Origin of the sequence: Lentzea sp. (assembly GCF_035525475.1) — a bacterium.
Taxonomy (GTDB): Bacteria; Actinomycetota; Actinomycetes; order Mycobacteriales; family Pseudonocardiaceae; genus Lentzea.
The window spans coordinates 1-16,890 of sequence record NZ_DATLEC010000084.1 but is presented as its reverse complement, the minus strand read 5'-3'; the positions used below and the strand labels follow the sequence as shown (position 1 = coordinate 16,890).

Sequence of the window (16,890 nt, the reverse complement as noted above, 5' to 3'; positions counted from 1 at the left end):
GGCGGGAAGCGGGCCGGTTGATCCGTTCGAGGTCGTCCGGATCTTGCGGCGGCGCAGGTGTTCGGGATCGCGCGGCTGACACGGGTTTGTCGGCGGCGATGCGGAGATCGGGCGCGCACTCGTCTCCGTACCGCTGCCTTCGGCACCGACGTGCCGCACGCGCTGTCCCGTCATGGCGGCGGGGTCCTCACACTTGTCGGAATGTTAACATTCCGACAACAGGCTTGTTCGAATGTTGACATTCCGACAACTCGAACGCGCGACACCCCGAGTTGCGTCGTTTCTGAGTCGATTTTACGATGGGTCTCCCATCGAGGTCGTCTCAGCAGAGGACGTGCGTCATGCCCGAGTTGTCCCGTCTGCCCCAACCGGTCGCGGAAGAGTGGGACTGGCAGCTGTCCGGCCTGTGCCGAGGCATGGACAGCACCTACTTCTTCCACACGCCCAACGAACGCGGTTCTGCCCGTGAGCAGCGCGAAGCCGCGGCGAAGGCGATCTGCCAGCGCTGCCCGGTCATGGAGCGGTGCCGCTCGCACGCGCTGGAGGTCCACGAGACCTTCGGCATCTGGGGAGGGCTCGGTGAGAGCGAGCTGAGGGCGATTCTCGCGAAGCGCGCCCGCAGGTCGTGACCTACACGCCGCGCGCGGTCGCGGGAATGCTCGGCATCGCCCCCACCACGTTGCGGACGTGGGACCAGCGCTACGGGCTCGGTCCCTCGAAGCGCACCGAGGGCGGCCACCGCCGTTACGACGAGGCGGACGTCGAGGTGCTGCGCCGGATGGTCGCGCTGACCGGGCAGGGTGTGGCGGCTGCGTCTGCCGCTGTGCTCGCGCGCCAGGAACCTCCAGCGCGTGCGCACTCCCCGATCAGCGCCGCGGAAGCGATCCAAGCCCGGCGGGGTTTTCTGGCCGCGGCGAAACGTCTCGACGAACCTCTGATGCTCGGACTGGCCGCAAAGCTTCTCACCGACCACGGTGTCGTGTCCGTGTGGGAGTCGGTGTTCGTGCCGTGCCTGGTGGAACTCGGTGAGCTCACCGCCGTGCGCGGACTGGGCGTGGAGATCGAGCACCTCGCGAGCGGCAGCGTTCTGCAGGCGCTGCGTGACGTTCCGCGTGCCGTCGGGCCTGGCGTGCTCGCCGCTCTGTTGTCGTGTGCGCCCGAGGAGCAGCACGTGCTGGCGTTGGAGGCCTTGGGCGCCGCGCTGTCCGAGGAGGGGTGCCAGTGGCGCAGCCTCGGGGCGCGGGTGCCCGCCGAGGCGTTGTGCGACGCGGTGACCCGGTTGCGGCCGTCCGTCGTGCTGGTCTGGGCGCACCGGGCCGATCTCGCCGAACTGGTGCCGCTGGACGAACTGGGTGCGCTGCCGGGCTCGCTGCTCGCGGTCGCGGGTCCGGGATGGATCGGGTTGCCGCTGCCGCCGGGCGTGCGCCGGCCGGCCAGTCTGGCGGACGCGGTCGAGCTGGTGCTGGACCGCGTCCGGCTCTAGACGCTCCTCCAGCGGCGGGCGGCGGAACGCAGCAGTGGCACGCGGCCTTCCGTCGGCACGCTCCACAGGTCGGTACCCGCGACGCCCCAGCGGCCCAGCAGGTGGTTGGCGGCGGCGAAACCCGTGGTGGCCGCGCGTTCCATCAGCGCCACCGGCAGGTCGATGCGCACCAGGTCCCCCGCCACCACCAGGAACTCGTCGGGTGTGGTCACGCCCGGCCTGCCCGCGTAGCCGCCCGCCGGGAACAGCGGGCAGTCCTCGCGCAGCTCGTGGCGTTCGTCGACCACCCCCGCCCGCTTGGTCTCCGGGTAGACCTCGGTGAGCTGCTGCCACAGCCGCGCCCGCGCCGACTGTTCGTCCACATCGGACGGCAGCGCGTACCCGTGCAGCTCCACCACGGAACCGCCGGTGCGCGCGGCCCAGGCCCGTGCCTCGTGCTCGTAGTGGTTCAGGACGCTGATGTTGTCGAGCAGGTCGTGCCCGCCCGTGCCCAGGAAGCCGGGCCGGTCCGGGTCCACCGGGGTGTCCAGCCAGTACCTCGACACCAGGAACCGCGGCGCCGTCCTCAGCCCGTCCACCCGCTCGCGCCACGCGGCGTCCGCGAGCGACGGCGAGGCGCCGACGAGCGCCCGCAGGCCGGGGACGTCGGCGGCGAGCACGACGGCGTCCGCCTCGATCGCGCCCTCGCCGATGGTGACGGAGAAGCGCTTCTCCTCCCCCGCCAGCACGGACTTCACCTCGACGCCCGTGCACACCGTCACTCCCAGCGAGGCGAGGTGGCGGCCGAGCGGCTCCCACAGGCCGTGCGGGAAGGGGTCCGCTGCCACGTCGAACAGCAGTCCCTCGTCGGAGCCGAGGAAGTAGATGTGGAACATCACCGCGAGCTCCGCGGCCGACATCCGCGTGGGATGGGCGAAGAAGCTGCGGGAGAACACCTCGAACGCGAGGGCGTGCGCGGCCTTCGGGAAGCGGATCCGTTCCAGGTAGGACGCCGCGTCGATGCCGTCGAGCTCGTCGTACACCCGCGGCACCGACACGTCGAGCAACGACAGCGCGGCGCGTGCGTTGATCTCCGGCAGGTCGCGCCACCGGAACGTCGGGCTGCCGCGCAGGAACGCGAGCGCGTTCCACGGCACGGCCGTCGGCAGCCCGGCGAAGCTGTCGCGGTGGCCGGAGGCGTGCTGCAGCGGGTAGTCCGGCAGCGCGACCAGGGCGCGGCCCGCGGGGTCGACGCGCTTCAGCAACGACCGCAGGTTGTAGTACTGCCGGAAGAACGCGTGGAAGCCGCGGGTCATCGTGGCCTCGCTGCCGTCGGCGAGCCGGGTGCTCCAGCCGCCGACCCGGCCGCCGAGGTACTTCTCCCGCTCGCACAGCACGACCCGCGCCCCGCGCTCGGCGAGCAGCGTCGCCGCGGAGAGTCCGGCGATGCCACCGCCGACCACGGCGACCACCGGCGCGTCCCGGTCGAAGTGCGCACGCCCGGCCGGAGCCGGGATCCGCACGGCCTTGCGATCCCTCACCGCTGCTCCTCCGGCGCGTGACCGAGGAAGGTGTGCACGACCCCGAGCTGCAGACCCGGCACCGGGGCGCTGCGCACACCGACGAAACCGTTGCGCCGCAACCGGTCGCGCAGGGCCGTCGCGCCGTCGAAGTCCATCACGCTGCGCCACAGGTAGGTGTAGAGCGACCGGTCACCCGTCGCCAGCCACCCCGCCGGCACGATGAACCCGCACAGCGCCGTCCACACCGCCGTGCTCACGAGCGAGTCGCGCACCGAGTACTCGTGCAGCACCAGCCTGCCGCCGGGCCTGAGGAAGTCCCGGACCCTGCTGAGGGTCGGGTCCGGATCGGGCAGGTTGCGCACCAGGTAGGCGGCGAACACCGCGTCGAACCGCCCCTCGTCCACGTCCTCGGCACGGCTGTGCACGAACCTCACGCCAGGGGGCCACCGCTTCTGCCGCGCCCTGGCGAGCATGCCCTCCGAGGCGTCGACGGCGACGATCTCCACACCGGGCGCGGCCGCGACCAGCGCCGCGGTGGACGCTCCCGTGCCACACCCCAGGTCGAGCACCCGCATGCCGGGCTGGAGGCGCAACGCCCCTGCCGAGCGGCGCAACGCCTGGTGGTAGCCGGGGTTGAGCCCGACGAGGAAGTCGTAGCCGCGGGCGGCCCTGTCGAACTTCCCCGGTACCTCAAGCTTGTTCACGTGCGAGCCTTCCCCGTTCCCACAGCGACAACACGCCATCCTCCTACGTCAGCACCGCGCAGATCGGGATGGCGACGAAGAACGGATCTCCTCTACCACCGGCTTCGCGTCACCGACCTCCCGGAAGGACCGTAGGGGCGGCGCGGCGAGTTCGCACGACGGCGAGCGGGTTCCCCGAGACCCCGGCAGGACTGCCACCGTGGATCACGAGGTCACCATCAGACGACCTCCCCCTTCGAGATCGCGTAGTAGGAGTCGACGGTGTCGCCGTCGATGCCCACGAACGCGTCGACCCACGCCGCCGCGGCGCGCACCAGCACGTGCAGCACGTCGAACGCCTGCCCCAGCGCCAGCGCCTTCAGCACGGACGCGACCCGCAGGTTGTCGGCGCAGGCCATGCCGCTCAGCAGCTCCGAGGCCGCGGCGGCCGCGCGCTCGTCGGGCGGCGTGTCCGCGACGGTCACCGGGATGCGCACGGACGGGTCGAGCGAGCCGCAGGGAATGCCCCGCAGCAGGATCGCCGCGCACGTGTCGATCGCGACCATCCGCGCCTGCTCGTCCGAGGCGAGCCTCCGCGCGGCCCCGGCGGCCCACGGGTGGTCGCGCCGGTTCACGGCGCCTATCGCGGCCAGCGTCAGATCCCTGGCCTGCACGTCGTCGAGCCGCTCCATCGACGGCCTGTCTCCTCTCCAGTCGCCCCCGACCGGAAATGTGCCCCCGCGCACGGTCTGTGTTGCTACAACACCGTCAATGGTCAAACGACCATATGAGACGCGCAGGCCGACTGGAGCACAGTTCACCCGTCCGCAGCAGCGAGCAGGGATGACGCCGGAGTGGAGACCAGCAGATGGAGCAGGCCACTCGTCCGACCGGACGAGCGCGACTGTACTACGCAGCGCGGTACAGCCGTCCCCCGGCCACTCAGCCCATCACCTGCGCCACACGGTTCCGCGGCGCTCGTACTCCATCTGCGACTCGACCCGGTGGGCGATCTCGACCCCGATGAACCGCTCGACGAGCCACAACGCGACGTCCAGCCCGGACGTGATCCCGCCACCGGTGATCAGATCGCCGTCGTCGACCACGCGCGCGTCGACCACCGTCGCACCCTGCGCGGCGAGATCGGCCTTCGCGGCGTGGTGCGTGGTCGCGTTGCGGCCCTTCGTGATCCCCGCGGCGGACAACGCCATCGTCCCGGTGCAGATGCCGACGGGCAGCGCCTCCGCGGCGGCCAGCCCGGCCAGGAAGTCCGCGTCCTCCATCACCTTCCGCACGCCGGACCCGCCACCGCGGTTGTAGCCGCCGCCGGGCATCACGACGACGTCGGCGCCGTGCGGGGACCAGCCGTGCGCGACGTCCAGCTCCGTGCCGAAGGCGCACCGGATCCTGCCCGGCTCACCGGTCGTCACCACCGTGGTCTCGATGGCGCCGCCGGACGCCCTTCCCGCCTGCCCCAGCACCTCGACGGGTGCGACGAAGTCCAGTTCCTCGACCCCGTCGAACACCACGACCCGCACTCGCAACGGACTTTCCGCCGAGGCGTGAAAACCTTGTTCCACCAGTACTTCCCCAAGTCCCATCGAGCGTTGCGACGGGTGCCAGCGTAGGTCGCCGCGCGATCGGGGCGGTGCGGGGCCGCGCTCAGCCCGCCGCCTGCCGCGACGGGACCACCAGCACGACCGACAGCACGACGGTCAGCCCCAGCACCAGCACGTTCAGCACCTGGTCACGCGGCTCGTACATGTGCAGCATCGTCAGGTGGTAGACGAAGTGCAGGAGGTTGAACGTCAGCAGCGCCGCACCCACCAGCCGCACCACCACCTGGCTGCGCACATACGCCAGCGCGACCAGGCTCAGCACGGCGAACGACAGGTAGGCGGCACCGGCGTCCTTGGCCAGGTGCTCGTTGTAGGGGCCGAGCTGCGGCAGCCACCGCAACCCGAACCCCGGGAAGGTCGCGTACCAGGCCTCGGTGGCGAAGTAGGCGAAGACCCCCACGTACACCGACGTCAACCCGATGACGACGAGGCTGATCCGGTCCAGAAGCAGTTTCATGCCCCGTGGACGAGCCCGCGGGTCTTTTCGTGACAGCCGGGCTACCCGTGCCGTCCGGCCGCCTCGCGCAAAACGGGCGACACCCACGCCATCACCACGCCGGAGAACAGCACCACCACACCGGCGGCGAGCCCGGCCCGCGGATCACCGGCCCACACCGACACCGCCCCCGCGAGCGCCGCGCCCAGCGGCTGACCGAGACCCCAGGCCACCATCCTGCCCGTCGTGTTCACCCGCGACTGCAGCTCCTCGGGACAGACCTGCTGGCGGTAGGAGATGCCGTTGATGACCACGACCGCACCGGCGACACCCCAGAACACCGCCGCCGCGCACACCAGCAGCCAGTGCTCGCCCACCAGCACCAGCACGACGCCGAGCAGCGACAACGGCAACGCCCGCAGCGCCACCCGAGCGTTGCCCCACCGCTGGGTCAGCCGCGGCAGCACCCTGGACGCGATGATCGCGCCCACACCCCAGCAGCTGAAGAGCGCGGCCAGCCGGACGTCCCCGCGCGGCGCGATCCCCAGCACCTCGTCGGCGAACGGCACCAGCACCGCCACCCACGCCCCGCTCGCCACCGAGTGCGTCGCGCCGACGAGCGTCAACGTGCGGATCACCGGCTCGCCCCACAGGAACCGCAGGCCTTCCCGCACGTCCGCGACGAGCTCGCCGGCTCCTCGCATCGGCCGCGGGTTCGCCAGGCTGCTCGTGATCGCGCGCAACAACAACGCCGACCCCACACCGGTCAGCGCGTTCACCGCCAGCAACGCCGCCGGGGAGACGATCGCCACGAGCAGTCCCGTGAGGCCGGGCACGACTAGCTCGACCACGGTCGTACGCCCGTAGAGCGCCGCGTAGGCAACGGTCAGCCGTTCTTTGCCGACCAGCGTGGGCAACGCACCGAAGTTGGCGGCGTCGAAGAAGACGAACGCCGTCTGCGTCACGAACGCCACCACCACGACGTGCGGTGCCGTCAACGCGCCCGCCAGCCACGTCAGTGGCACGGTCGCCAACACGGCGGCGACGGCGAGGTCCAGGGCGACCATCATCCTCTGGCGGTCGAGCCGGTCGGCCAGCGCGCCCGCCAGCAGACCGAACACCAGGTAGGGCAACGCTTCCGCCGCCGTCACGGCCGCCGTCCACCCCGCCGACCCTGTCAGCTGGTAGACGAGGACGGGCAGCGTCACCGCGGACACCACCGCGCCGAGGACGGACAGCACCCTCGCGTTCAGGTAGCGGCCGAAGTCGCGATCGGACGTGCTGCGATCGTCGGTGTCCCCCACCTTCTCAGCGTAGGTGTCCTGTGATCACGCAGGCGGCGGATTCCGCCGGGGACAGCTTTTACCCAACACTGAAGCAACAGGGAAGAACGCGGCTGAGCCGGGGTGTGCCGGCCCAGCCGCGTTCGGGTCAGTTCAGCACGCAGAGCAGTGAACAGGCCTTCGCGGACGACCAGTCGGTGTACATCCGGCTGGCGCCCACCGGCGTGTACTTCGCCTTCGCCTTGTTGGTCAAGGGGAAGAGCGCCAGCAACGCGTACGTCGAGCAGTGCACCACCTTCGACTCACCGGGCTGCAACGTGAACGGCCCGGTCTGGCAGGCCGGTTCGACGTCGTCGACCACGTACGCGTCCGTGATCGCGATCGGGCCGTTGTTGGTGACGGTGACGCGCCAGTACGCCGTCGCGTTCAGCAGGCCCAGGACGCCCACGGGGGCCTGCTTCACCCACGGTCCGGCGCCACCAGCCTTGCAGTGCGACGGTGTGTGCGAGCCGCAGATCTCCTTGTTCACCACCACGTTCGGCAGGCAGGCCGAGCCCGGCGCCACCTGTCGCGTCACGGTGTTGGACGTGATGGTGCCCGTCGGGTCCGTCGCGCCCGCGGTGTTGGCGATCGAGCTGACCTGGCAGTCCGCGGAGATCGTGGTGCGGAAGCACATCTGCGGTGCGTCGCCGTTGAACTCCACGACCAGCGACGGCTGGTTGCCGCCGCCGAAGTCGGACGCGTTGTTCAGCACGAGCGTAGCCGTCACGGTCAGCGACGCGGACGAGGCTCCGCTCAGGTCGACCGTGCCGTCAGGGGCGAAACCCGGTGTGGCGACGGGGTTTCCGCCCTGGTCGACGACCGAGACGGTCGACGCGCCGAGGTTCACGTTCGCCATTGTCAAACCCGTGAGGCGCGCCTTGTCGTACGTGACGGCGTGCGGTTTGCCGTCGCAGTAGAACTGCGCGGGGGTGAGCGACACGGAGGCGCCGCCGCGTACGCACGGCGACGCCCCCGTGTCAGGATCCATCGAGAACAGCACGCCGGCGTCGCCCAGTCCGATCAGGCAGCCGGTGGGCGGGTCGTAGGCGTAACCGTAGTCCCGTGTCGCGCCGTTGTTGACGTTCGGGTGCGTGACGCGCGACGGCAGGCCGGCGCACGACGCCCCGGTGCTCCAGTCGTGGCACACCGCCGCGCCCGCGTACGGGCCGCCCCAGATCGCGAAGTAGCTGCGGACGCGGTCGCCGGTGCGGACCACCTCCGGGGTGAACACCAGGACACCGCCCTCCAGCCCGGCCGGGGACGACGGGGTGGGCAGGGACGAGCCGTCGGGCGCGAAGCAGGTGGTGACGTTCATGCCGCCGGTCGTGCTGACGCACGCGCCGGTCTCCGCACCCGTTGTGCCGTAAGCGGTGTAGGCGTTGTAGGTGTAGTTGCCGAGCGGTCCGACGGGCTTGGCGGTGGCCCAGCCGGCGCACGCGCTCGCGGTGGCGGGGTCGAAGCAGCCGAGGACCGGAACGCTGCCACCGGGCATGGACGACGACGCGAACAGCTTGCCCGCGGCGACGGTCAGCGCGCCGAGGTAGTAGCCGCCGTTGTTGGTGAGCGGCACGATCGGCGCGTAGGGCTGGTTCGCGCACGCGCTCTGCGTGGAGGGCGTCCAGCACAGCACGTGGCCGGAAGTCGCGACGCCGTAGACGTTGTCGCCGATCTGGACGAGCCCGGCCATCTCGAACGTCTGCGCGGTGCGGTTCATCAGCGGCCAGTAGCCGCAGTTGCCGGGGGCGGCGAGGTCGAGGCAGCCGACGCCGATCGACGTCGCGGTGGTCGCCGAGTAGTAGACGCGGGCCGGGTTCGCCGCGTCGCGGACGTACTGCGGTTCGAGCGGGCTCGCGATGTCGCCGGTGTTGCCCGTGCCGAACGGGCCGGGGGTCGTGTTGAGCGGTTTCGGCCACGGGCCGCCCGCGCACAGCGAGTTCGACGTGACGTCGGTGCACACCAGCTTCGCGGCCGCGGCGGTCGCGTGGTGGTAGACGTTCCACGACTGCAGGCGCCCGTCCGGCGTGCGGTGCAGGACCGGGGTGAAGCCGTCACCTCCGGTGGAGCTCGCGCTGGCCTGGACGGGAGGGGTGAGCAGGTTGGCGCGGGCGGTGCCGCCGTTGCTCACGTTCGGGTTCGTCGCGGTGAGCGTCGGGCCCTCGGTGCCGGTCCAGCCCGGTGGCACCTGCAGCGAACCGGGCACCAGCGCCTGGCCCGCGCCGACGGTGTCGGTGATGGTGGCGGCGCCGTCGACACCGCTGGAGTACGACACGACCCAGGTGGCCGTGTCTCCGTGGGAGGCGGGGTCGGACACGCCCTGCACGGACTTGGTGAGAGTGGAAACGGGTGGCTGGGCGGCCACGGGGGCAGCGGTGAGTGCGCTGCCCGCGAGCACGGCCGCCAGCGCCATTGCCGGCAAGCGTCTTCGCATGATCGGGTCCCTTCGGTGGTGGGGTTCGGGAACAGAGCGTCGACGTTAGATATGCCGCCAGAAAGCGGCACGCCCCCTCACCCGCGTGCACACGAGGTCTGCCGCATCAGACCAATCCGGCAGGGCGGAACAGGTGAGCCCGGAAGCGATTCCACATCGGTTCCGAATGGAGTTTCACCTGAACGCCCGCCGAACCGCCCATTGGACAATCCGATGGATGCACCACCAGGATGTGCGTGTGGCCCATGACGCCGACACCCGGTCGATCGTTCTCCGCCGTTATTCGCAGCACGTCATCGAGTCCGCACTGCTGGTGGTCGCCACCACGCTCGGCCTGGTCCCCGGCCTGCTGGTGTCGTTGCTGCTCGTCAAGCTCGGCATGCCGCCGGAGCACTTCGCGATCGTGGCCGCCAGCGGGATGCCGGTGGTGGCGGTGCTGGGAGTGCTGTGGATCGAGATCTGGTACCCGTACCGGCACGGCGGCTCGACACCGGCGATGCGGTGGCTGGGCATCCGCATCACCACGCTGCGCGGCGGGGAGCCGTCGTTGCGCGCCTACTTCGTGCGCTGGCTGCTGATGGTCGTGGACGGGCTGCTGCTGGGACTGGTCGGCGCCGTGCTGATCGCCGTGACGCCGCGCAACCAGCGGCTCGGGGACATGGTCGCCGGCACCGTGGTCGTGCGGCGCGTCACCTGAGCAGACCGTTGCGCCACGCCCAGATCGCGGTCTCGGTGCGGTTGCGCGCGCCGATCTTCTCCTGCACGTGCGCCAAGTGCGACTTCACCGTCGACAACGAGACGCGCAGGCGGTCGGCGATCTCCGCGTTGGTCCAGCCGCGTCCCACCGCCAGCACCACGTCGAGCTCGCGGCCGGTCAGCGGGCTGTCCGGCTGCTCGCGCCCGTTGCCGCCGGTGAAGTGCGCGAGCAGCCGCACCGTGACGGCGGGCGAGACCAGCGCCTCTCCCCTGACCGCCGCGTGCACCGCCTCCACCAGCAACCTCGGCCGGGCGTCCTTGAGCAGGAACCCGCACGCACCGGCGAGCAGCGCGGCGTAGACGTTCTCGTCGACGTCGTAGGTGGTGACCACGAGCACCCGCAACGGGTCCTCGACGCCCGGCCCGGCCAGCATCTCGGTCGCCCGCAGGCCGTCGAGCTTCGGCATGCGGATGTCCATCAGCGTCACGTCGGGGCGCAGCTGCCGGGCCAGGCGCACGGCCGACTCCCCGTCCGCGGCCTCGCTGATCACCGTGATGCCCGGTTCGGCGTCGAGGATCAGCCGGAAGCCGGTGCGGACGAGGGTCTGGTCGTCGGCGATCAGCACGCGGATCGTCATCAGATCCCTCTCGGCAGTGCGTCGAAGTCCAGCGGCAGCCTCGCGGTGACGCGCCAGCCGTCTTTCCCGTGCGGTCCGGCGGTCAGCTCTCCACCCAACGCGTCCATCCGCTCCGTCATGCCGATGATGCCGTGCCCGCCTTCCGGCGGTGTGCCGGCCGGCACACCGTCGTTGTCGATCTCCAGAACGAGCTCGTCCCCGTCGGACCGGGCCGTGACGCGCACGTCGGTGGCCTGCGCGTGACGGCGGGTGTTGGTCAGGGCCTCCAGCAGAACCCGGTGCAGCGCAACGGAAACCTGCGCCGGTAGCAGGAGGTCGTCGACGTCGTCGGTCATCCGCACCGACGCCTGGTCCCCCACCGCCGCGCGCACCACGTCGCCCAGGACGAGGCTCGGTGACGGCAGGGGGTCGTCGCTGCGCAGCACGCCGACGAGTCCACGGGTGGCCGTCAGGGCCTCCGCCGCCGCCTGTTCGATCTGGTCGTAGAAGTCGAGGGGGTCCTGGGGCGGTGCCGCGGGGTTCCCGGCCAGCGCCTGGGCAGCGCGGGTCCGCACCACGATCCCGGTGACGTGGTGCGCCACCAGGTCGTGCAGGTCCCGTGCGAGCTGCAGCCTGTCCTCGGTGCGGATGCGTTCCAGCTCGCGCCGGTGCCGGGCGTCCGCGTCGCGCAGGATCAGGCCCAGGGCCACCGCCGCACCCCACGCCAGCGCGGCGGCCACGGGGAACAACGCGGCCGGGAGCTCCAGCCCGTACCGCACGATCGGCGCGAGCACGACGGTGACGCAGGCGGCGATGGCGAGCACCGCCGCCCGCGCCGGAGGGAGCCGGCGGCATCCCGCGGCGGCCACCAGCAGCGCCGCCAGCACCTCCGTCACCGGCGGTTGCGCGGGCACCCTGTCCACGAGCCCGGCGGCGGCCGTGCCGAGCAGGGACAGGGTGATGACCGCGCCGCCGAGCAGCTCGATCCGGCGGGGGAACCTGCGGCGCAGCACCGCGAGCACCGCCGCCGCCTCGCCCGAGTACGGCACGACCATCGTGAGCAACGGCGTCAGCACGCCCTGCGGGCGCTCCGCGCGGGTGGCGAGCACCGCGTCCACCGCGATCGCCACGAGGAGGACGGCGATCTCGGCCACGAACACGCTGCGGCGCGCCGGCGTTCCTCCTGCGGTCATGCCGGCATTCTCCGCTACCGCGCCTGCTTGACGGTCTCGAAGTACGCGTTGGAGGCCGGGAGCCAGCTCGCCACCACCGCCAGCGCGGCCACCAGGGCGCCGCCGTACGCGGGCAGCGTCGCCGTTCCCTCACCGATGAACAGGCTCGCCACCTGGACCACGGTGAACACGGTCAGCAGGATCCTGGCCCAGTTGCGCCCCGACCGGAGCTTGAACGCGAGCCACAGCTGCACCAGCGCGATCACCAGCGCGATGCTCGCGAACGTCACCTGGGTGAAGGTGGCGGCGCTCTGCAGCTGCTCCTCGGTCATCTGCGTGCCCGACGCCCTCAACGCGTTCACCAGGTCGTCGTGCGTGCCCACCAGGACACCGATGGACGTCACCGCGAAGACGCACGACACGAGGAACCCCGCGAACGCGGCGTTCACAGTGCTCGGCGGCAAGGTCCTACCCGTTGCTGTAGTCATGATCACGACCGTAGGCCCTGGTCAGAGCAGGTGGGAAAGCCTTCGAGCGCATCTCGTACTTTCGGACGAGAGCCCGGTTGCGGCGGTGGCGTCCGACCGCCAGCATGCCGGGCCCCTCGTCCGGACGGCTCACCGGGTGAGCGACACGCGGGTGAAGTCGACCGGCACGTCGAGCGCCACGTTGATGTAGTTGGTGAACACGTTCAACGCGACGTGCGCGACCGTCTCGACGATCTCCTCCTGCGTCAGCCCGGCGTCGCGCGCGGCCTGCAGGTCGGAGTCGGCGATCTGACCGCGCTTCTCGATCAGGGCGGTGGCGAACGTCAGCACGGCGGCCGTGCGCGGGTCGTCCGACTTGCCGCTCTGCGCGTCGCTCATCTCCTCGGCCGTGGCACCGGCCTTCTTGCCGAGCATGGTGTGCGCGGAGAGGCAGTAGTCGCACCGGTTCCGGTCGGCGACGGCCACCGCGATCATCTCACCGGTCCTGGCGCCGAGCGTGCCGTCGCCGAGCGCGCCGAACTGCGCCCACATGCTCTTCAGCGCGGCCGGCGAGTGGGCGACGGCCTTGAACATGTTCGGCACCAGGCCGAAGGCGCCCTTGATCTGCGCGAGGGTCTCGGCGCGCTCGTCGGTGATCTGGTCGGGGTTGGTGAGCTCGATGCGGGACATGGCTGTTCTGCTCCTTGATGGTGATGGGTGTGTCGGATCAGGGGATGCCGACCGCCTCGGCGGCCGGCGGCGGCGAGTGGCCGCGCGATGGTGCGTGGATCAGGTGCAGGTGCCGTCGATCGCGCAGACGGACGGCGGCACCGCGCCGTCGAGCAGCTTCGTCACGGCCGAGGCCAGCGTCATGTCGTCGACGGGGCCGAGCTTCTGGGCGCGCAGCATGCCGTCGCGGTCGATGAGCACCGTGGTGGGCGTGCCCTGCATGCGGTAGCGGCTGAACGTGACCGGGGCCGGGTGCGCGCTGCGCACCGCGTCGACGCCGACCGGGAAGGTGATGCGGTACTCGTGCAGGAACGCCTTGAGGCTCACCGGGGTCATCGCCTTGTGGTGCTCGAAGACCGTGTGGAGGCCGACGACGGCGAGCTCGTCGCCGAAGGTCTGGGACAGGCGCACGGCCTGCGGCAGGGCGTGGCTCACGCAGCTGGGGCACAGCATCTGGAACGCCTCCAGCACCACCACGCGGCCGTGCAGCTGGGCCAGGTTCAGCGGGTCGCTGTTGAACCAGGCCGTTGTCTCCCAGGGCATAGCGGGCGACAGCAGCCCGCTCGACGGGGACATGAGCAGGGTCACGACGTCACCACGCCCGTCCGGCGTAGGGCTGCGACCACAGCGCGACCTGGAGGGTGACCGCCTTGAACCAGGCCTGGTGCATGGCGTCGACCTGCTCCTCGTCGTGCCCTCCCGCGGCCAGGAACGGGCGGATCGTCGCGGTGATCGGGTAGATGAACGCGATGATGTGGCGCAACGGGATGTGCGGCACCGAGTCGGCGTGGTCGGTCTGGTTCTTCTTCGGCTCGGTGTGCCGCAGTGCGATCTCGTGCTGGTAGGCCAGCCAGCGCTCGTCGTACGGGCGGGTGCACGTGTCGACGATCCACCGGCCGAAGCGGGCGCGGACCCGTGCGAGGTAGTCGCCGATCGGCTGGCCGTCCGGGGTGGAGAAGTAGGCCACGAGGTGCGGGTGCGAGCCGACGAAGCCGTACCAGACGTCGAGGATCTGGTCGATCTGTCCATTCAGGACCTCACCGGCCGCGCGCAACGCCTCCTGGTCCGCCGGTCCGAAGAGGACGCTCGCCAGCAGTCCGTCGAGGTCGTCGCGGGTGACCGGGGACGGCGCGAGGTCCGGGTCGTCGTGGGTGTAGCCGGGTGGTGGCTGTTCGGGAGACGTCATGTCGCTTCTTTCGCGATCGGAGAGGACTGTCGGGCCGCCGGTGGATCTCCTCGGCGAGGTGAGCACCAGTCTGCCACAAACCAGGTAGGACTCCTACCAACTTTTACTCCGGGTGACCCACGTCTCAGCCGCGGAAGCACGTACCATCACCGTGGGAAGTCCTTACTGGCGAGGCGGATCGCATGACTGACACCGACGGCACGGCCGGTCTCGACCGGCGGCTGGCCGACGCGCTCGAGCGGCTCGGGCACGGCATGCGGTCGCTGGCACAGCGCACAGCGCGGGAGCACGGGCTGTCGCCGTTGCAGCAGCAGGCGGTGCTGGCCCTGGCGCAGCACCCGCAGGCCCGCCACGAGGTGGCGGCGCTCGCCGCGGAGTTCGACGTGACCACGCCGACGATGTCCGACGCCGTGACGGCGTTGGAGCGCAAAGGACTCGTGACGCGCTCCCCCGGCACGGACGGCCGTCGGCGAGTGCTGTCGCTGACCGTCACGGGAGCAGAAGTCGCACGTGGACTGTCCTCGTGGGACGATCCGCTGACGACCGCGCTCGCCGGGATCTCCGAGACCGACCGCGCGACGACGCTGCACACCCTCCTGCGGGTGATCGCGGACCTGCACCGCTCGGGCGTCGTGAGCGTGACCCACATGTGCACGACGTGCCGCTTCTTCGGCCGCGACGAGCACCCCGACCCGGCGGTGCCGCACCACTGCCACCTGCTGCGCACGCCGTTGCCGTTGGCGGGCCTGAGGACCGACTGCCCCGAGCACGAACCGGCGGACGCGCCGGCGGGCAGGCGGAAGCGCACGCCCGCCGTGTGAGGCCGCTCAGCCGCGCAGGCGTGCGGCCTGGTCCTCGAGATGCCCGTCGGAGCGGCGGCGCAGCAGCTTCACCCACGACTCGGGAAGCACGTCCGCGTGCCGCACCAGGTGCCGTGCGGCGGCGGTGTCGTCGCGGTCGATGTTCACGACCCGGTGCACCTCGGCCGCGGTGATCCCGTGCAGGGGCTTGCGGGCGAGGACGAGCGGGTCGCCCGCACCGAGGCGTCCCGGTTTCAGCACGCGGCAGTAGATCCCCGTGCGGCCGGTCCGCTGGGCCCGCACGGCCATGTCCTCGACGTCGTGGTGGGCGGCGAGCTTGAAGCAGGGCCGGCGCGGCTGGCTCACCTGCAGCAGCACCGTTCCCACGGCGTAGACGGCGCCGATCAGGACATCGCTCTCCAGCAGCCCCGACGTGGTGAGGTTCTCGCCGAACGCGGGCGTGGCGAGCTCACCGACCTCCTGCGCCCAGGCCGCGTAGTGCTCGCCAGGGTAGAGCAGGACCGCCTTGTCCGGACCGCCGTGGTGCACGCGGTCGCCCCGCTCGTCCCCGGCCAGCCCGAGCACCCCGACGTCCACGCGTCCCAGCACGGGCGTCTTCGCGATCGCCGTGGACACCGCGCGCCCACGCCACGGAAGCTGTCGCACGGCACCGGTGGACACGGTGACCACGCGCGCGTCGCTCATCGAGCCTCCTTCACCACGGCGGCGGCGAAAGCCGCCCACCGTTCGAGCACCCGCACGCCCACGGACTCGACCACGTCGATCTCGGCGAGCGCGATCTTCTTGTCGGCGGGCAGGTGCGGCGTGATCTCCCACAGCTCCTGGGAGCCGATCTCGACGTGGAACTGCAGCCCGTACGCCGTTCCCACCCGGAACGCCTGGTGCGCGTAGAGGCCGGAGCGCGCGAGCAGCTCCGCCCCCTCCGGCAGGTCGAACGTGTCCTCGTGCCAGTGCACCACGGGAATCCGCGATCCCGAAGGTGAGAGGACCGGGTCGTCGGCCGAGGCGATCTCCACCACGCCGGCGCCGATCTCCGCGACCGGGCCGCGGCGCACGGTCGCTCCCAGCGCGGCGGCGAGCAGCTGCGCGCCGAGGCAGACGCCGAGGACCGGTTTGCCGAGCAGGACGCAGTCCGCGATCAGGCTCCGCACCTGCGCCAGGTGCGGGTGCTCGTGGTCGTCGAGCGCCCCCATCGGCCCGCCCATCACGACGAGCACGTCGAGCTGCGAGGCGGTGGGCAGCGCGTCTCCGAGGTCGGCGCGGACCACGGACACCGTGCTCCCCACGGCGAACAACGCCGGGGCGATGAGCCCCGGCCCTTCGAACGGAACGTGCTGGACGACCACCGAGCGCACGGAGAGACCTCGTTTTCTTGAACCGGTCCGGACTACTTGCCCTGAGCGCGCCCAGCATGTCACAGTCTAGCTAGGAGTCCTAACTATCTGATCCCGAAGCTCCCCGGAGGCCCACTTGCCCGCCGACGACGCGGTCGCCGCCCTGCGCGGCGCCTCGCTGAGGGTCACCAAGCAGCGGGTCGCCGTGCTGGCGGCCCTGGAGCTGCACCCGCACGCCGACGTCGACCAGGTGGGGCGGATCGTCCGCGAGGAGCTCGGATCCGTGTCCACGCAGGCGCTCTACGACGTGCTGACGGCGTTGGCGCGGGCCCGGCTGGTGCGCCGGCTCGAAACCGGCCAGCGGGCCCGCTTCGAGCTGCGCCGCCACGACC

The 16,890-nt window shown here is 71.3% G+C and carries 20 protein-coding genes; 5 read left to right on the top strand and 15 right to left on the bottom strand.

Annotation, left to right across the window (positions count from 1 at the left end):
* The first annotated feature begins 341 nt into the window (after positions 1–341).
* A complete protein-coding gene (locus VM306_RS15060) occupies positions 342–629 on the top strand; it encodes a WhiB family transcriptional regulator (RefSeq protein WP_325515485.1) in 288 nt (95 codons plus the stop codon).
* Positions 626–1,483, top strand: a complete 858-nt coding sequence (locus tag VM306_RS15055) for a MerR family transcriptional regulator (protein ID WP_325515482.1) — start codon at positions 626–628, stop codon at positions 1,481–1,483. The genes VM306_RS15060 and VM306_RS15055 overlap by 4 nt, the downstream gene beginning before the upstream one ends.
* Here VM306_RS15055 and VM306_RS15050 read toward each other — a convergent pair.
* From VM306_RS15050 to VM306_RS15020, 7 genes are all read right to left on the bottom strand, one after another.
* On the bottom strand, positions 1,480–3,003 hold the full coding sequence (locus tag VM306_RS15050; protein WP_325515480.1) for an FAD-dependent oxidoreductase: 1,524 nt from the start codon (positions 3,001–3,003) through the stop codon (positions 1,480–1,482). The two genes, VM306_RS15055 and VM306_RS15050, sit on opposite strands and share 4 nt — an antisense overlap.
* Positions 3,000–3,728: a class I SAM-dependent methyltransferase gene (locus tag VM306_RS15045; RefSeq protein WP_325515477.1), complete on the bottom strand. Its 729-nt coding sequence runs from the start codon at positions 3,726–3,728 to the stop codon at positions 3,000–3,002. The genes VM306_RS15050 and VM306_RS15045 overlap by 4 nt, the downstream gene beginning before the upstream one ends.
* Positions 3,729–3,907: 179 nt before the next feature.
* On the bottom strand, positions 3,908–4,360 hold the full coding sequence (locus VM306_RS15040; protein WP_325515475.1) for a hypothetical protein: 453 nt from the start codon (positions 4,358–4,360) through the stop codon (positions 3,908–3,910).
* Positions 4,361–4,618: 258 nt separating this feature from the next.
* Positions 4,619–5,248, bottom strand: a complete 630-nt coding sequence (locus tag VM306_RS15035) for a DJ-1/PfpI family protein (protein WP_325515473.1) — start codon at positions 5,246–5,248, stop codon at positions 4,619–4,621.
* A gap of 82 nt (positions 5,249–5,330) precedes the next feature.
* On the bottom strand, positions 5,331–5,744 hold the full coding sequence (locus tag VM306_RS15030) for a hypothetical protein (protein WP_325515471.1): 414 nt from the start codon (positions 5,742–5,744) through the stop codon (positions 5,331–5,333).
* A 41-nt stretch (positions 5,745–5,785) separates the two neighbouring features.
* Positions 5,786–7,027 carry an MFS transporter gene (locus tag VM306_RS15025; protein ID WP_325515469.1) on the bottom strand — a complete coding sequence of 414 codons (1,242 nt, stop codon included), beginning with the start codon at positions 7,025–7,027 and terminating at the stop codon, positions 5,786–5,788.
* Positions 7,028–7,154: 127 nt separating this feature from the next.
* Positions 7,155–9,476, bottom strand: a complete 2,322-nt coding sequence (locus tag VM306_RS15020; protein WP_325515466.1) for a DUF7617 domain-containing protein — start codon at positions 9,474–9,476, stop codon at positions 7,155–7,157.
* 217 nt (positions 9,477–9,693) lie between these two features.
* On the opposite strand from VM306_RS15020, the gene VM306_RS15015 reads away from it, so the two are divergent.
* The gene (locus VM306_RS15015) at positions 9,694–10,173 is read left to right on the top strand and encodes an RDD family protein (protein ID WP_325515464.1); all 480 of its coding nucleotides are present in this window, start codon (positions 9,694–9,696) and stop codon (positions 10,171–10,173) included.
* On the opposite strand, the gene VM306_RS15010 is transcribed toward VM306_RS15015, so the two are convergent.
* The 6 genes from VM306_RS15010 to VM306_RS14985 form a co-directional block, all read right to left on the bottom strand.
* Positions 10,166–10,810: a response regulator transcription factor gene (locus tag VM306_RS15010; protein WP_325515462.1), complete on the bottom strand. Its 645-nt coding sequence runs from the start codon at positions 10,808–10,810 to the stop codon at positions 10,166–10,168. The genes VM306_RS15015 and VM306_RS15010 overlap by 8 nt on opposite strands.
* Entirely contained in the window at positions 10,810–11,982 is a 1,173-nt protein-coding gene (locus VM306_RS15005) for a sensor histidine kinase (RefSeq protein ID WP_325515460.1), read from the bottom strand. The genes VM306_RS15010 and VM306_RS15005 overlap by 1 nt, the downstream gene beginning before the upstream one ends.
* 14 nt (positions 11,983–11,996) lie before the next feature.
* On the bottom strand, positions 11,997–12,449 hold the full coding sequence (locus VM306_RS15000) for a hypothetical protein (RefSeq protein ID WP_325515458.1): 453 nt from the start codon (positions 12,447–12,449) through the stop codon (positions 11,997–11,999).
* Positions 12,450–12,578: 129 nt separating this feature from the next.
* On the bottom strand, positions 12,579–13,118 hold the full coding sequence (locus VM306_RS14995) for a peroxidase-related enzyme (RefSeq protein WP_325515456.1): 540 nt from the start codon (positions 13,116–13,118) through the stop codon (positions 12,579–12,581).
* A gap of 99 nt (positions 13,119–13,217) precedes the next feature.
* Positions 13,218–13,745 (bottom strand): redoxin domain-containing protein, encoded by a 528-nt coding sequence (locus tag VM306_RS14990; RefSeq protein ID WP_325515454.1) that lies wholly within the window; start codon positions 13,743–13,745, stop codon positions 13,218–13,220.
* A gap of 4 nt (positions 13,746–13,749) precedes the next feature.
* A complete protein-coding gene (locus VM306_RS14985; protein WP_325515452.1) occupies positions 13,750–14,343 on the bottom strand; it encodes a protoglobin domain-containing protein in 594 nt (197 codons plus the stop codon).
* Positions 14,344–14,525: 182 nt separating this feature from the next.
* Here VM306_RS14985 and VM306_RS14980 point away from each other — a divergent pair, with 182 nt between their 5' ends.
* On the top strand, positions 14,526–15,164 hold the full coding sequence (locus tag VM306_RS14980; RefSeq protein ID WP_325515450.1) for a MarR family winged helix-turn-helix transcriptional regulator: 639 nt from the start codon (positions 14,526–14,528) through the stop codon (positions 15,162–15,164).
* A gap of 6 nt (positions 15,165–15,170) precedes the next feature.
* On the opposite strand, the gene VM306_RS14975 is transcribed toward VM306_RS14980, so the two are convergent.
* Together VM306_RS14975 and VM306_RS14970 are read right to left on the bottom strand one after the other, a co-directional pair.
* A complete protein-coding gene (locus tag VM306_RS14975) occupies positions 15,171–15,848 on the bottom strand; it encodes an MOSC domain-containing protein (RefSeq protein WP_325515448.1) in 678 nt (225 codons plus the stop codon).
* Positions 15,845–16,519 carry a type 1 glutamine amidotransferase gene (locus VM306_RS14970; protein ID WP_325515446.1) on the bottom strand — a complete coding sequence of 225 codons (675 nt, stop codon included), beginning with the start codon at positions 16,517–16,519 and terminating at the stop codon, positions 15,845–15,847. Before VM306_RS14970 ends, VM306_RS14975 begins: the two co-directional genes overlap by 4 nt.
* A gap of 115 nt (positions 16,520–16,634) precedes the next feature.
* Here VM306_RS14970 and VM306_RS14965 point away from each other — a divergent pair.
* Positions 16,635–16,890 (top strand): Fur family transcriptional regulator (locus tag VM306_RS14965; RefSeq protein ID WP_325515444.1); only part of this gene is annotated, 256 nt, incomplete at its 3' end.

What these genes read in the sequence shown, in the direction of transcription:
- VM306_RS15060 (WP_325515485.1), top strand. Translation starts at nt 342, where the DNA reads ATGCCCGAGTTGTCCCGTCTGCCCCAACCGGTCGCGGAAGAGTGGGAC.
- VM306_RS15045 (WP_325515477.1), bottom strand. Translation starts at nt 3,728, where the DNA reads ATGGCGTGTTGTCGCTGTGGGAACGGGGAAGGCTCGCACGTGAACAAG.
- VM306_RS15040 (WP_325515475.1), bottom strand. Translation starts at nt 4,360, where the DNA reads ATGGAGCGGCTCGACGACGTGCAGGCCAGGGATCTGACGCTGGCCGCG.
- VM306_RS15030 (WP_325515471.1), bottom strand. Translation starts at nt 5,744, where the DNA reads ATGAAACTGCTTCTGGACCGGATCAGCCTCGTCGTCATCGGGTTGACG.
- VM306_RS15020 (WP_325515466.1), bottom strand. Translation starts at nt 9,476, where the DNA reads ATGCGAAGACGCTTGCCGGCAATGGCGCTGGCGGCCGTGCTCGCGGGC.
- VM306_RS15015 (WP_325515464.1), top strand. Translation starts at nt 9,694, where the DNA reads ATGCACCACCAGGATGTGCGTGTGGCCCATGACGCCGACACCCGGTCG.
- VM306_RS15010 (WP_325515462.1), bottom strand. Translation starts at nt 10,810, where the DNA reads ATGACGATCCGCGTGCTGATCGCCGACGACCAGACCCTCGTCCGCACC.
- VM306_RS15005 (WP_325515460.1), bottom strand. Translation starts at nt 11,982, where the DNA reads ATGACCGCAGGAGGAACGCCGGCGCGCCGCAGCGTGTTCGTGGCCGAG.
- VM306_RS15000 (WP_325515458.1), bottom strand. Translation starts at nt 12,449, where the DNA reads ATGACTACAGCAACGGGTAGGACCTTGCCGCCGAGCACTGTGAACGCC.
- VM306_RS14995 (WP_325515456.1), bottom strand. Translation starts at nt 13,118, where the DNA reads ATGTCCCGCATCGAGCTCACCAACCCCGACCAGATCACCGACGAGCGC.
- VM306_RS14985 (WP_325515452.1), bottom strand. Translation starts at nt 14,343, where the DNA reads ATGACGTCTCCCGAACAGCCACCACCCGGCTACACCCACGACGACCCG.
- VM306_RS14980 (WP_325515450.1), top strand. Translation starts at nt 14,526, where the DNA reads ATGACTGACACCGACGGCACGGCCGGTCTCGACCGGCGGCTGGCCGAC.
- VM306_RS14975 (WP_325515448.1), bottom strand. Translation starts at nt 15,848, where the DNA reads ATGAGCGACGCGCGCGTGGTCACCGTGTCCACCGGTGCCGTGCGACAG.